The organism is Chryseobacterium sp. VD8 (genome assembly GCF_037149975.1).
GTDB lineage: Bacteria > Bacteroidota > Bacteroidia > Flavobacteriales > Weeksellaceae > Chryseobacterium > Chryseobacterium indicum.
The window spans coordinates 1-14,655 of the sequence record NZ_JBBCQL010000106.1 but is presented as its reverse complement, the minus strand read 5'-3'; the positions used below and the strand labels follow the sequence as shown (position 1 = coordinate 14,655).

The following is a 14,655-nucleotide window of genomic DNA, read 5'->3' as shown; positions in this document are numbered from 1 at the left end:
AGGTTCGCTAAGATTCTTTGTATATGCCGACTGTTTTTGAGATCGCAAAGCCGTTTCACTCAGCAAAGAACGCAAAGTTTTTTTAATGATGATAAATTGAGGACAACCATAAAAGTTTTTTTTAATTTCATATTTTTTTTGTTTTCATATTAAAAAAATTATATACATTTGTACTATGGTTAACAACAAAAATATGTGGTGGTGGCATTCAAACTCTTCGTCGGGTCTGATGTTATTGTCATGTTGTTAATGCTAAACAACCAACAGAAATAATTTATAACAAATAATAAAGACTTTGACGTAATCGTTGAAGTCTTTTTTTGTTTCATCCATTTTAAAATTCAACTGCAATGTTCAGTAAAAAGATAAAAATAAAAACCGTTTCCAAAAAAACACTCGGAGATCTTCAGACTCCGATGAATATCTATCTGCAGATTCGCGACAAATTCAGAGATACCATTCTTCTGGAAAGTTCAGATTCTAAAAATATCGATAATAACTTCTCTTTCATTGCCATCAATGCGATTGCCGGAATTGAAATTAAAAATTTAAATGATTTTGAAATAAAACTTCCGGGACAGGAACCTGTAAAACAATTTATCATTGAAAATAAAATTGAAGATGTTTTTCAGAATTTCTCGGATCTTTTCGAATGCGAAAAAACGGCAGATCCTATAGAACAGACGGCACAAAGCCTTTTCGGATATACCAGTTTCGAGGCGGTTCAGTTTTTTGAAAATATTCAGTTCAAAACACAAAGTCCCGAAGGTGAAATCCCGATTCTTCGGTACCGATTATATCAATATGTTATTGCCATCAATCATTACAACGACGAAATGCATATCATTGAAAATCAGATGGAAAGTGTAAAATCTGAATTTTACCTGCTGGAAAGTTTAATCAAGAATCTGAATTCCGTAATTTATCCTTTCGAAAAAGAAGGAGCAGAAACTTCTAATATTACGGATGAAGAATATATCGAACTCGTAAAAACAGCCCAGAAACACTGCATGAGAGGCGATGTTTTTCAATTGGTTTTAAGCAGAAGATTTCAGCAGAAATTTAAAGGAGATGAATTCAATGTGTACCGTGCATTAAGAAACATCAATCCTTCCCCTTATTTATTTTTCTTCGATTATGGCAATTATAAACTCTTTGGTTCAAGCCCTGAAAGCCAGTTAATCATCAAAAACAACAAAGCCGTTATTCATCCGATTGCCGGAACATTCAAAAGAACAGGACATTTTGAAACCGATCTCCAGTCTATCGAAACTTTAAAAAACGATGAAAAAGAAAATGCAGAACACACGATGCTTGTAGATCTCGCAAGGAATGATCTTGGAAAGCTCGGAAAAAACGTAACGGTAACCAAATTAAAGGAAATACAGCTTTTCTCCCACGTTATCCACATGGTAAGCGAAGTGACGGCAGATCTGCAGGAAAATATAAATCCTTTCGAAATGGTGGCAACAACTTTTCCGCAGGGAACTTTAAGCGGAGCCCCAAAACACAGAGCGTTGCAGTTAATTAACCAGTATGAAAAAGATTCCAGAGGATATTATGGAGGATGCATTGGGATGATTGGACTGAACGGAGACTGCAATCAGGCAATTATGATCCGTACTTTTTTAAGCAAAAACAATACGCTGTATTATCAGGCAGGAGCCGGACTTGTGGCAAAATCCAACCCCGAAAGTGAGCTTCAGGAAGTAAACAATAAACTGAATGCCCTGAAAAAAGCAGTGGAAAAAGCGGAGAAATTAGTCGAAAATTACTAAAATCAAAAAAATGAGCAATACTATAAAACAAACCAAAGTTCTCGTATTCGATAACTACGACAGCTTTACCTACAATCTGGTTCAGATTATCGAGAGAGTTTTAGATACCAAAGTAGATGTGGTAAAGAATGACCAGATCAGTCTGGAAGAAATCGATCAGTACGATAAAATAGTACTTTCACCCGGTCCCGGAATTCCGGAAGAAGCCGGAATTTTACTGGATCTGATCAAAGAATACGCTCCTACAAAAAGCATTTTAGGCGTATGTCTCGGTCAGCAGGCAATTGCAGAAGCTTTTGGAGGAAGTTTAACCAATCTTTCAGAAATTTTTCATGGAGTGGCAACTTCCGCAGATTTCGTAAAAGAAGATACCAAAATTTTTAAAAATCTATCCAGCGGAATTGAAGTCGGAAGATACCACAGTTGGGTTGTTAACCGCGAAGATTTACCGGAAGAACTGGAAATTACCGCAGTAGACAAAGATGGAATGATTATGGCGTTACAGCACAAAAAATATGATGTTCACGGTGTACAGTTTCATCCGGAAAGCATTCTTACTCCGCAGGGAGAAATTATCATCAAAAATTTTCTACTCAATTGAAAACAGCACAAATTCCCTCAACCATAAAACCTCCACAAATGAAAGAGATCCTGCAATACCTTTTTAATCATCATACCTTGTCCAAATCTGAGGCAAAGGCGATTATGATTGAGATTGCCCAGAATAAATTCAATGCAACCGAAGTTACGGCTTTTATAAGTGTTTTCCTCATGCGAAATATCACACTTAAAGAGCTCGAAGGCTTTCGTGAAGCCCTTCTGCAAATGGCAGTTCCCGTAAACATCGATTCCGGAGATGCCATTGATATTGTAGGAACGGGCGGTGACGGAAAAAACACCATCAATATTTCAACTTTATCAAGTTTTGTAGTCGCAGGAGCGGGACAGAAAGTAACGAAACACGGAAATTACGGAGCTTCTACCATCACCGGATCTTCCAATGTACTGGAAGAACTGGGCTATGAATTTAAAAACAGTTCGGAAAAACTTCAGGAAGATCTTGAAAAAGCCAACATCTGTTTTTTACACGCTCCCTACTTTCATCCGGCACTGCAATCGGTTGGTGCGCTGCGAAGAGCTTTAGGTCTCAGAACTTTTTTCAACCTTCTCGGTCCGCTTGTGAATCCTGCAAAACCTCAGTTTTCCATGATCGGAGTTTACAATCTGGAAATCGCAAGAATTTACCAGTATCTTTTGCAGAAGGACAACCGTGATTTTATCCTTGTTCATGGGATGGACGGCTACGACGAGATCAGTCTTACCCACGACAGTAAAATTATTACCAAAAAAGGAGAAGAAGTCTATTCCACAGAAGATCTAGGTTTTGATTCTATTACACATGAAAGCATAAAAGCGGGAGAAACGCCTCAGGAAACGGCAAAAATTTTCAGAAATATTCTTCAGGGAAAAGGAACGGAACAACAGAATGCTGTCGTATTGGCAAACGCAGCGGTTGCCCTTTATCATACCGAAAAATTCGGAAGCTATGAAGATTGCCTTTTGATGGCGAAAGAAAGTTTACACGGAGGAAAAGCATTAAGAAGTCTGCAACTTCTTTTGGAATAATATTTTTTCATTTCATTTGTCATTCAGAGCGAAACGCAGTGAAGCGAAGAATCTATAAAAACACAGAATATGCTGAAAACTTTAGGTACACATAACTATTATGTTTACCTCTTAACAAATTATAACAAGTCTGTTTTGTATGTAGGTGTAACAAATAATTTAAAAACCAGATTACATCAACATAAAAATCCAAAGACGGAAGACAAAGTTCATTTTACTTCTAAGTACAAATGTTTTTATTTAGTTTATTATGAACATTTTCAGGATATTGAGCAGGCAATTTTAAGAGAAAAACAAATTAAGGGATATTCCAGAATGAAAAAGGACAAATTAATAGATGATTTTAATCCTGATTGGAATTTCTCAAATGAAACCATTTAAAGTTAGATTTCTCACTTCATTTCATTACGTTCGAAATGACAATGGATAGTAAATTAAAAAGAAAGATGAATATTTTAGATAAAATCATACAAAGAAAAAAAGAAGAGGTTTCCTTCTCAAAATCGAATACTTCAGTCTCAGTATTGAAGGAATCTGAATTTTTCGGAAGAGAAAATTTTTCACTGAAAGAAAGCTTAAAAAAGAGAAGCGGAATCATTGCTGAATTCAAAAGACAGTCACCCTCCAAAGGAATTATTAATGATACCGTTTCACCTTTAGAAGTGGTTTTTGCATATGAAAAATTCGGAGCGAGCGGAATTTCTGTTTTAACGGATCGGGATTTTTTCGGAGGAAGTTCTGAGGATATTCTGAATGTAAGAAATTCTGTAAATATTCCGATCCTGCAAAAAGATTTCATGATTGATGAATATCAGTTTTATGAAGCCAAAAGCATCGGTGCAGATGTTATTTTATTGATTGCAGCCTGTCTTTCACCGCAGCAGGTTTCAGAATTTACAGAACTTTCTCACGAGTTGGGATTGGAAGTTTTACTGGAAATCCATACCGAAGAAGAGTTGAAACATATTCATAAAAACATTGATCTTGTAGGAATTAACAACAGAAATTTAAAAGATTTCAAAGTAGATCTGCAACATTCCGTTAATTTGAAAAATCAGCTTCCGAAAGAAATTCTGTCTGTTGCCGAAAGCGGAATCTACAACGAAGAAGATTTCAGATACTTAAAAAATGAAGGTTTCGACGGATTTCTGATGGGCGAATATTTTATGAAACATGAAAATCCCGGAAAAAAGCTGGCTGAATTTATTTCGAATACAGGAATTTAAAAATCAGATTATGAAATCACCAGACAACAATCTATTGACGAATAAAAATGCTCCGAAGCTAAAAGTTTGTGGATTAACCCAATCTGATCAGATTCAGAAGTTAATATCTTTACAGACAGACTTTCTTGGTTTTATCTTTTATGAAAAATCGCTCAGGTATGTTTTGAAACATTTAAATCCGGAACAGATTTCAGCAATTGAACACTCTGGAAAAGTCGGTGTTTTTGTGAATGAAAATTTAGAAAAGATAATTGAAACAGCAGAAAAAGCTAAACTGAATTTCATACAGCTTCACGGCGATGAAGATGAAAATTTTATTACAGAATTAAGAAAAAAATTAAATTCTGAAATCAAAATCATCAAAGTAATCCGAATCGGAAATCAAAACTCTGATGAGCTTCAGAAAACAATCAATCAATATGTGCAAACAAACGATTATATTCTTTTCGATACCGATTCAAAAACATTTGGAGGAACAGGAAAAACCTTCGACTGGAATTTGTTAAACAACATTGAAATTCCCCTTCCCTATTTTTTAAGTGGCGGAATTTCAGAAGAAAATATAGAAAACATAAGCATTTTAAAACAAAAACCGTTTGCTCTGGACATCAATTCGAGGTTCGAAAAAGAACCCGGAATTAAAAACATCAGCCAAATAAAAATATTTAAAGAAAAACTGATCTGATCATACATTAAAACACAAAATTTGTTTAAACTCATTTTAAAATTAACCGCAAAAGACAAAAGACTTTTTTGGATTTATTTAAAGTATTTCAAAAGTCTGCAAAGAAAAAAAATCTTTGATTTTTTTAAACTTATGTGCTCTTTTTTCCATTTAAGTAGTAAACTTAAACAACTAAAGTGTTTAAATCTTTTGTGGTAAAAAAGTTTAAACAAGCTTACAATAAAAAAACAAAAAACATTGAAAAAATATTATTCGAGAAAACTCAAACTTTTAAAATTTAAGAAATTAAATCTTGAAGAGATCGGAAAATCCGTTCACAGAGTCCTGTTTTCTCAAAAATTTGAAAATGAAAAAGTAGAAAGACTGCATGATTTTGTCTCTGAAAATGACAGCAATACAGAATATTGGTACATCGGAGAATTATTAAGTGATTTCATCGAAATCATTAAAAATTTTCACAAAGAAGATGTCGAATATTTCTTTAAAACCATTCATTTCTGGGACAGCTATCATTTGGTAGTGATTGCCGATAAATTGCTCGATAGCAACGTAAAAGCCAGTGTAAAATATGATTTCGGAATCGTTTACTGTAAAATTTTCTGCCTGTATGAGAAATTCGATTCTTATTATCTCATTGATAATCTTGAAATTGCGATTACCATGTATGGCTCGAAACTGAATTTAAATATTTTAATAGATTTAACTGCAAAACTGCATTTGCTGCATAAGAACAGACAGATCAGCAAACAGCAGTTTGATTATAACCTTTCATTAATAAATACATTACAAAATGAATTATAGAAACCCCGACGAACACGGATATTATGGAGAATTCGGAGGCGCTTTCATCCCGGAAATGCTCTACCCGAATGTAGAGGAACTGCAAAAAAACTATCTTGACATTATTGAATCTGAAGATTTTCAACAGGAATATCAGGATTTGTTAAAAAATTACGTAGGACGTGCAACGCCACTGTATTTTGCGAAAAATTTAAGCCGGAAATACAATACCAAAATTTACTTAAAGAGAGAAGATCTCAACCACACCGGTGCGCATAAAATCAATAACGCTTTAGGACAGGTTTTGTTGGCAAAACGTCTCGGAAAAAACAGAATTATTGCCGAAACCGGAGCCGGACAGCACGGCGTTGCCACCGCTACAGCCTGCGCGCTTTTAGGACTGGAATGCATTGTTTACATGGGTGAAGTCGATATCCAGAGACAGGCTCCCAATGTCGCAAGAATGAAAATGCTCGGCGCAAAAGTCGTTCCCGCAACTTCAGGTTCTAAAACCCTGAAAGACGCTGTAAATGAAGCCTTAAGAGACTGGATCAACAATCCCGTGACCACTCATTACGTGATCGGAAGTGTAGTCGGTCCGCATCCTTTTCCGGATCTTGTGGCGAGATTTCAGAGTGTAATTTCAAAAGAGATAAAAGAACAGCTTCTGGAACAGACAGGAAGAGAAAATCCTGATTATATTATTGCCTGTGTTGGCGGCGGAAGCAATGCAGCAGGCGCTTTTTACCATTTTGTGAACGAAAAACACGTGAAAATTATTGCTGCTGAAGCCGGTGGTTTCGGTGTAGAATCCGGAAAATCTGCCGCAACGACTTTTCTGGGAACTTTAGGCATTCTTCACGGAAGCAAAAGCCTTGTGATGCAGACCAATGACGGACAGGTTATCGAACCCCACTCCATTTCCGCAGGACTGGATTATCCCGGAATCGGACCTTTTCACGCCAATTTGTTCAGGGAACAAAGAGCAGAATTTTTCAGCATCAACGATGATGAAGCACTAAAATCAGCATTTGAGCTCACCAAACTCGAAGGCATCATTCCCGCTCTGGAAAGTTCTCATGCGCTCGCAGTTTTCGACAAAAAGAAATTCAACGAAGACGATATTGTGGTCATTTGTCTCAGCGGTCGCGGAGATAAAGATATGGAAACGTATCTGAAACATCTTAATTCTTAATTTTGCAATAAACTAATTAACTATTACTATGTTTGGAAAAACCATTAAAATATTTCTTATTGACGGCGAACCTAATGGAAGATTAACGTGTGAACTCTCTAATTGGACTGGAAAAGCATTCAGAATTCCAAGAAATAAAATAAAAATATCAGCAGATAGGTCTGAACTCGAAAATACAGGTATTTATATTTTATTTGGAAAATCAACCGATAACAATAAAGATTTAGCATACATAGGAGAAGGTGAAGAAATTTACAAAAGAATTACTCAGCATATTTCCGGTAAAGATTTCTGGAATGAAGTTATTGTTTTTATTAGTAAAGATGATAATTTAAACAAAGCTCACATAAAATATTTAGAAAACAGACTTTACGAAACAGCAAAAAAAGTAAACCGATATGATTTAGTTAACTCTAACATACCTACAAAGCCTAGTATTTCTGAATCAGATCGTGCAGAAATGGAAGAATTTACTGAGAACATAAAACTTTTAACCAATACTTTAGGTTACAAGATTTTTGAAGAACTCATTCATGAAAATCAAACATTTGAAGAGCAGGAAAAGAACACATTTTATATAAGAGCTACAAGAGGTGCAAATGCGAAAGGTCAGATTACTAATGAGGGATTTGTCGTTTTAAAAGGATCAGAAATTGCTGATACCGTCACTACTTCACTGAATCAATCAATCATAAATTTCCGACAAAGATTGATAGATGAACAAAAAATCATCAATACTCATAATAAACTTGACTTTACCGAAGACTATTTATTTAGTAGTCCATCCACCGCTGCTGCAATAGTTATGGGAAGAAGCGCCAATGGATTAACGGAATGGAAATTATCTGATGGCAGAATTTTAAAATCAATAGAAATTTAAATGAAAAAACTAAATATATACTTCACCGCAGGAATTCCCGAACTGGAAAACACTGCTGAAATCATACAATTAATTCAGGATTCCGGCGCAGAGATGATCGAAATCGGGATGCCCTATTCCGATCCTATTGCAGACGGTCCCGTTATTCAGCAGGCTCATGAATTAGCCCTGAAAAACGGAATGACCATCGAAAAACTGTTCTCGCAATTGAAATCCATTAAAAACGAAATAAAAGTTCCTTTAATTTTAATGGGCTACATCAATCCGGTGCTGCGTTTCGGATTTGAAGAATTCTGTGCAGCATGCTCGGAAAGTGGAGTTTCAGGATTAATTATTCCCGATCTCCCTCCCATCGAATTTGAGAAAAACTATCAGAAAATTTTAGCAAAATACCATCTGAATTTCACCTTTCTGGTGACTCCCGAAACTTCGGACGAAAGAATTTTATACCTCGATTCCTTAAGTTCCGGATTTTTGTATGCGGTCAGTTCGTCTTCAACCACCGGAAACGATCAGGCTGTTCTCAAAAACGAAGAATATCTTTCAAGATTAGCTTCACTTCCTTTGAAAAATCCGGTGATGATCGGTTTCGGAATCAAATCAAAAGAAGACTTCGAAAATGTAACCGAAAAAGCGGATGGCGGAATCATCGGAACTGCTTTCGTCAACATTTTACTTCAAAATAGAGACTGGAAGACCAAAGCTATAGATTTCATCCATTCCATTAAAGCCTAAAAATCACTAAATTTGTGTATTCAAAAAATGATATGAATACAATTCAGAATAAAGTAGTAGAATTTGAAGACTTAGGAACGCGGGAATATCAGTCGGCGTGGGATTATCAGGAGTCTCTGATGAAAAACATCATAGATCTGAAAATTAAAAACCGCGATCTTCCTGCGGAACAGCACAGCGAAACGCCCAATCATTTTCTTATTGTAGAACATCCTCATGTATATACGCTGGGAAAAAGCGGGCATGAAGAAAATATGCTTGCCGGAATTGATAAACTGAAAGAAATCGAAGCCACTTTCGTAAAGGTAAACCGCGGCGGAGATATTACGTATCACGGTTACGGACAGATTGTAGGCTATCCTATTTTAGACCTTGAAAATTTCTTCACGGATATTCATAAATATATGAGAAATCTGGAAGAAGTCATCATCAGAACCATTGCCGAATACGGATTGAAAGGCGAACGATCTCCCGGAGAAACCGGAGTCTGGCTGGATGTGGGAAAACCTTATGCAAGAAAAATCTGCGCTATGGGGGTAAAAGCTTCACGCTGGGTAACTTTACACGGATTTGCTTTAAATGTAAATACGGATATGCGTTATTTTGAATACATTATTCCGTGCGGCATTAAAGACAAGCAGGTAACTTCCTTAAAAAGAGAATTGGAAAGAGAACTCACTCCTGAAGAAATGGAAGACATTAAAGCGAAAATAAGAAAGCATTTTACAGAGATTTTCGAAGCGAAACTTATTGCTAAGTAATTTTCACTAAATAACATTTCCCTGCATATTGCGATATGTAGGGATTTTTAATTAAAAAACGAATATTAGACGTACGTTCGGCGTTCCGTAGGAACGCTATCTTTAGAAAATTCATTGAGAATTACAGATATCAATCCTACGGATTGATTGATGAACTGATTATTATTTCTACGCAGATTCTTCTCCTAAAGGAGAAGATTTTTACTATAAACAACTTAAATAACCTGAGTTCGGGATAAGAAATAAATTTAAACAATAGATTTAGTATTATATTAATTTATCGCAAAGGAAAACAAAAGATTTTTTGTACTTATTGAAAGTTGGTAAGCTAAACAAAGGCACTTCGTTTATTTAAAAAAGACAAAAATGGTATTACTTTGATCAATTTTACGCCTTTGTATATCTTAAAAAATGAATTCCTGATAATTTAATCTCTTTGTTTATCCTTGCGTTTAAGAAGACTTATCCCGAACTCAGGTTAAATAGAAAAACAGAAAGATTTCAGCCGAAACTTATTATCAATTTTGCCCAACCTAACCTTGATTGATAATTTTCGCATCAGACTGAAGTTCGGTAAGAGTGATAAAACATGATCAATTTATGCCCCATTAATTTCATCATACTCACATTAAATACTTTCGCCCGATTTAATTTTTCCAGTATTTATCGGTAATCTGAATGCCTGATAAAATTTCTTAAAAATTTTGAATTTTATATTCAATTTTTTATTACTTTTAAAATCACAACGCAGTGAACTATCAATAACAAACTGCACATCATTAACCACAAAAATTAAAACTATGAAAAAATTTCTGCTATCCGCAATGGCATTTGTGATGGTGCTTTCCTCCAATGCCTGTTCAGATTCCAGTGCCAATCAGGATCCGAATCTCGTTGTAAAAGAAACCAATGAAAATGCCATGAGAGACTTTGGCAGCACTATTCCGGTAGGAATCCAGAAGGAAGGCAATGTACTGAAAGTTTCTTTCGTCATTTCGGCGCAGTTCTATGAAATTAAAGACAGCAAAGAAAACAAAGCCTTCATCTCAATGATTAAATCAGCGGTCGAAAATGAAACTCCGGTTCATGTTTTTCTGAAAAAAAATTCCAACGAAATTGCCAAAGTTGAAAAAGCAACAGATGAAGATGTTACTTACTTCAAATCTATTTTCACCAAAGAAACTCAAAGTGAAACCAGCAAAGCAGTAAGTGTAATTCCGAATCAGGCGACTCTGAACAATCTTTTCACACAGATCAAAAATCAGTCGTGTGGAACTTCTACAGCTTCTTCACCATGTATCACGTTCAGATATGCAGTGGACGGATGTTATGCAAGAGCTCATAAAATGAGACAGATCCTTCTGAATGCAGGTTATGACTGCGAAAAACAATTTGTCTACGGAAATCTGAAAGCTTCTACAGGAACATGCTGTGTTTCGTGGGGATATCACGTAGCCATCTTGGTAAGCTTTAAAAATGCTTCCGGTGTAGTGGAGAAAAGAATTATAGATCCTTCTCTTTTCACATCTGGTCCGGTAACCGATGTTACATGGAGAAATGCCTGCGTAAATACAAGCTGCGGCTCTGCCTCTGTTTCGTCTTATGCTAATACGGCAGGAAATGTATATTACAGAAGTCCGTCCGGTTCGCTGCTTTATGACAATAATTATATAAATACAAATTGTGTTCTGACAACATTTTCAACATTGTCCGGATGCTCTCCTGTTCCGGCTCCAAGTGTAGCAAGCTGCGGATTCTAACAAATCTTTATATAGCTCCTGCAATTATTTGTTATTTTGCAGGAGCTTTTTAAATTATATTTTCATGAAATTCTTAACCTATATTCTCTTCATAATAATGATGGTCATTTCCTGCTCCGGCAATCAAAGTTCACAAAACCTTACATGGTACAACAATTCAGTGATTACCGATATTACAGATGATCCGGATCGACCGCAAGAATTTGCTCGTGTTTCCATAGGAATCAGCGCGCAGGTTTTCTATCTTTCAAAAAAATCTCAGGATTATACCCATCTTATCGAAAAGGCAACTTTAAGTCTTAAGACAAACAAAAAATATGATATTGGCATTGAAAATAAAACCAATATTATCAGACAGATCAAAGACGTAAAATAATCTTTTCATCACATTATCATTTAATTACAGATATTCCGGCATCAATCCTCAGTTCGGCTCCGTGAATGTAAGATGCTTCATCGGAAGCAAGAAAAAGTACTGCTTTTGCAATTTCCGAAGGTTCTCCCTGTCTTTTAAAAGGAATAGCAGGAATAATATGCTTTACGGCTTCATCAATCTGTTCTGAATTTAAACCCGTATTATTAAAAATATTGGTTTTGATATGTCCCGGACTGATTCCGTTTACGCGGATTCCTTTAGTCGTCAATTCAGTTGCGAAAGTTTTAATAAAAGACTGAACTGCCGCTTTTGCCGCAGAATACACCGAAAAATTGAACATTCCGAATTCTGTGACAAAAGAAGTATTAAACACAACCGAACTCCCCTCTTTCATTAAAGGAAGCATCTGCTGAACAGTAAAAAAGCTGCCTTTTACCAGCATATTGAAAAGCTCATCAAAATGATGTTCATCCACATTTTCAATCGAAGCAAATCTTCCATATCCTGCATTTGCAAACACCAGATCAATATGTTCCGTTAATTTTTCAGCTTCATTTCTAAGATTCATCAGATCGCTTATTTTTCCGGCATCCGAAACAATTCCGAAAGCATTTTTGCCTAGCTTTTTTACGGCATTTTTTACATTTTCTTCACTTCTTCCTGTGATGATTGCCTTTCCGCCTTCCTGTATAAACTGTTGCGCTGTTGCGAATCCCATTCCATTGGTTCCGCCTGTAATCAGAGCGGTTTTGTTTTTAAATCTCTGCATTGTTTTTGGTTTAAAATTCTTCAGCAAAAATGGAAAGTTCAGTCTTCAGAAAAAATCCGATTCCTGCGATGTTTTAAGAAGGTTTTAAAATTTTTTAAATTAAATTTAACAAAATTAAATTGTACACAATTTAATTTGGCAATATTTTTGCATCATAGTATTCAAATAAAAAAATTAACAAAATGTCATTAATAGAAGATTTAAACTGGAGACACGCTGTAAAAGCATACGATCCAACAAAAAAAGTATCAGAAGAAGATTTAAATAAAATTTTAGAGGCCGCAAGACTCGCTCCTACTTCTTCCGGATTACAGCCTTTCCGTGTGATCGTAGTGGAAAATCAGGAATTAAAAGAAAAAATGGTTCAGGGTGCGTTGAATCCTGAAGTAATGAGAGATTCTTCTCATGTTTTGGTTTTCGCGGCATGGGACAGCTATTCTGATGAGAAAATCGATAAAGTGTACGATCATCACACCGATGTAAGAGATTTGCCGAGAGGAAGATTTTCCAGCTACACCGATAAAATTAAAGAAATCTACGGTGCGCCGACTCCAGAAGAACATTTCGCGCATACCGCAAGACAAACGTATATTGCTTTAGGACTTGCTATGGCTCAGGCTGCGGAACTTAAAGTAGACAGCACTCCCGCAGAAGGTTTCAGCAATGAAGTGGTGGATGAAATTTTGGGCTTGAGAGCTTTAGGCTTAAAAAGTGTGAGCTTACTGTATTTAGGATACAGAGATGAGAAAAACGACTGGCTGTCGCACATGAAAAAAGTAAGAATTCCAATGGACGAATTCATCATCAAAAAATAAAACCTCTTCATTTTTCAGAAATCATGGAAAATCCCGAATTTTTAAAATTAGAAAACCAGCTCTGCTTTCCTTTATATGTTATTGCGAAGGAAATTACGGGGCTTTACCGTCCTTTTCTCGATGAGCTGGATATTACCTATCCGCAGTATCTTGTAATGATGGTGCTTTGGGAACATGACGGACTTCCGGTAAACAGCATCGGCGAAAAGCTGTATCTGGACAGCGGAACGCTTACACCGCTTCTTAAAAGACTTGAAAATAAAGGATTTATCGAAAGAAAAAGAAAAAAAGAAGATGAACGTGTGGTGGAAGTTTTCATCACAGAATCCGGCAGAAATTTACAGGAAAAAGCCTGTGGAATTCCGGAAAAATTATTTCAGAAAATCGGAGCATCGCCAGAAGACTGGAAGGCTCTGAAAGAAAATGTTCAAAAAATATTAACTAAAATAGAAAAATAAATGAAAACTTTGTATACAACAAAAGTAACTGCAACAGGAGGAAGAAACGGACACGTAAAAAGCGAAAACGGAGTTCTTGATCTGGACGTGAAAATGCCTAAAGCTTTAGGCGGAGCCAATGACGATTTTACCAATCCGGAAATGCTTTTCGCAGCAGGATATTCTGCATGTTTCGACAGCGCACTGAACCGAGTAATTTCTTTGTCTAAAGCAAAAACCGGAGAAACTACGGTAACGGCGGAAGTAAGCATCGGACAATTGGAAAACGGTGGTTTCGGATTGGCTGTTCAGCTTGATGTAAATATTCCTGAAGTTTCTATTGAGGAAGCACAGGCTTTAACAGAGAAAGCGCACCAAATCTGTCCGTACTCTAATGCGACAAGAAATAATATCGAAGTAAAACTTTCAGTTACGAATAACTAATTCAGCGTTTTACAGTATAAATATCAGAATCTGTTTCTTTGGAAGCAGATTTTTTTGTTTAGCAGGATAAGAAACTTTAAACAGAAATTTGTTTCATCCGAAAAACGTTTATATGTTTGTTGTAAACTCATTTTAAATTTAACCGCAAAAGCTACACAAAAGACTTTATTGGATTTATTCAAGGTATTTCAAAAGTCTGCAAAGAGAAAAAATCTTTGATTTTTTTAAACTTTTGGGCTTTTTTTTCCTTTTAAGATTTAAATTTAAACTATTAAAGGGTTACATTTTTTTAATTCTTTTTGGGTAAAAAAAGGTTGGGAAAGCGGTCTGTAGGGAAAAAGGGGAAGGTCTTGTGTTGATATTGGGTGGTGGCGGATCAATATAAAAA

At 35.8% G+C, this 14,655-nt stretch carries 17 protein-coding genes; 16 read left to right on the top strand and 1 reads right to left on the bottom strand.

What is annotated here, in order from left to right; translation table 11 throughout:
• Positions 1–350 precede the first annotated feature (350 nt).
• The 13 genes from WFK35_RS12760 (at position 351) to WFK35_RS12700 (ending at position 11,802) form a co-directional block, all read left to right on the top strand.
• Entirely contained in the window at positions 351–1,778 is a 1,428-nt protein-coding gene (locus tag WFK35_RS12760; RefSeq protein WP_336732908.1) for an anthranilate synthase component I family protein, read from the top strand.
• Between the two features lie 10 nt (positions 1,779–1,788).
• Positions 1,789–2,379 (top strand): anthranilate synthase component II, encoded by a 591-nt coding sequence (locus tag WFK35_RS12755; protein ID WP_108411658.1) that lies wholly within the window; start codon positions 1,789–1,791, stop codon positions 2,377–2,379.
• A 38-nt stretch (positions 2,380–2,417) separates the two neighbouring features.
• On the top strand, positions 2,418–3,404 hold the full coding sequence (gene trpD / locus WFK35_RS12750) for an anthranilate phosphoribosyltransferase (RefSeq protein ID WP_336732907.1): 987 nt from the start codon (positions 2,418–2,420) through the stop codon (positions 3,402–3,404).
• 69 nt (positions 3,405–3,473) lie between these two features.
• The gene (locus tag WFK35_RS12745) at positions 3,474–3,785 is read left to right on the top strand and encodes a GIY-YIG nuclease family protein (RefSeq protein ID WP_336732906.1); all 312 of its coding nucleotides are present in this window, start codon (positions 3,474–3,476) and stop codon (positions 3,783–3,785) included.
• A gap of 65 nt (positions 3,786–3,850) precedes the next feature.
• A complete protein-coding gene (gene trpC / locus WFK35_RS12740; RefSeq protein ID WP_336732909.1) occupies positions 3,851–4,630 on the top strand; it encodes an indole-3-glycerol phosphate synthase TrpC in 780 nt (259 codons plus the stop codon).
• 10 nt (positions 4,631–4,640) lie between these two features.
• Entirely contained in the window at positions 4,641–5,315 is a 675-nt protein-coding gene (locus tag WFK35_RS12735) for a phosphoribosylanthranilate isomerase (RefSeq protein WP_336732905.1), read from the top strand.
• A gap of 237 nt (positions 5,316–5,552) precedes the next feature.
• Positions 5,553–6,116 carry a hypothetical protein gene (locus tag WFK35_RS12730; RefSeq protein ID WP_336732904.1) on the top strand — a complete coding sequence of 188 codons (564 nt, stop codon included), beginning with the start codon at positions 5,553–5,555 and terminating at the stop codon, positions 6,114–6,116.
• Positions 6,106–7,290: a tryptophan synthase subunit beta gene (gene trpB, locus WFK35_RS12725; RefSeq protein WP_336732903.1), complete on the top strand. Its 1,185-nt coding sequence runs from the start codon at positions 6,106–6,108 to the stop codon at positions 7,288–7,290. The genes WFK35_RS12730 and trpB overlap by 11 nt, the downstream gene beginning before the upstream one ends.
• Before the next feature lie 28 nt (positions 7,291–7,318).
• On the top strand, positions 7,319–8,170 hold the full coding sequence (locus tag WFK35_RS12720) for a GIY-YIG nuclease family protein (protein ID WP_336732902.1): 852 nt from the start codon (positions 7,319–7,321) through the stop codon (positions 8,168–8,170).
• Complete coding sequence (gene trpA / locus WFK35_RS12715) at positions 8,171–8,905, top strand: tryptophan synthase subunit alpha (protein ID WP_336732901.1); 735 nt, start codon at positions 8,171–8,173, stop codon at positions 8,903–8,905.
• A gap of 32 nt (positions 8,906–8,937) precedes the next feature.
• The gene (gene lipB / locus WFK35_RS12710) at positions 8,938–9,666 is read left to right on the top strand and encodes a lipoyl(octanoyl) transferase LipB (protein WP_336732900.1); all 729 of its coding nucleotides are present in this window, start codon (positions 8,938–8,940) and stop codon (positions 9,664–9,666) included.
• A gap of 800 nt (positions 9,667–10,466) precedes the next feature.
• Entirely contained in the window at positions 10,467–11,426 is a 960-nt protein-coding gene (locus WFK35_RS12705; protein ID WP_336732899.1) for a protein-glutamine glutaminase, read from the top strand.
• A gap of 64 nt (positions 11,427–11,490) precedes the next feature.
• Entirely contained in the window at positions 11,491–11,802 is a 312-nt protein-coding gene (locus tag WFK35_RS12700; RefSeq protein WP_336732898.1) for a hypothetical protein, read from the top strand.
• A 16-nt stretch (positions 11,803–11,818) separates the two neighbouring features.
• Here WFK35_RS12700 and WFK35_RS12695 read toward each other — a convergent pair whose 3' ends face one another.
• Complete coding sequence (locus WFK35_RS12695) at positions 11,819–12,571, bottom strand: SDR family oxidoreductase (protein ID WP_336732897.1); 753 nt, start codon at positions 12,569–12,571, stop codon at positions 11,819–11,821.
• Between the two features lie 182 nt (positions 12,572–12,753).
• Between WFK35_RS12695 and WFK35_RS12690 the strand changes: the two genes are divergently transcribed.
• From WFK35_RS12690 to WFK35_RS12680, 3 genes are read left to right on the top strand one after another with little or no spacing between them, the layout of a single operon-like run.
• Positions 12,754–13,386 carry an NAD(P)H-dependent oxidoreductase gene (locus tag WFK35_RS12690; RefSeq protein ID WP_336732896.1) on the top strand — a complete coding sequence of 211 codons (633 nt, stop codon included), beginning with the start codon at positions 12,754–12,756 and terminating at the stop codon, positions 13,384–13,386.
• A gap of 23 nt (positions 13,387–13,409) precedes the next feature.
• Positions 13,410–13,844: a MarR family winged helix-turn-helix transcriptional regulator gene (locus tag WFK35_RS12685; protein WP_076393251.1), complete on the top strand. Its 435-nt coding sequence runs from the start codon at positions 13,410–13,412 to the stop codon at positions 13,842–13,844.
• Positions 13,845–14,267, top strand: a complete 423-nt coding sequence (locus WFK35_RS12680; RefSeq protein WP_116097987.1) for an organic hydroperoxide resistance protein — start codon at positions 13,845–13,847, stop codon at positions 14,265–14,267.
• The last annotated feature ends 388 nt before the right edge of the window (positions 14,268–14,655 follow it).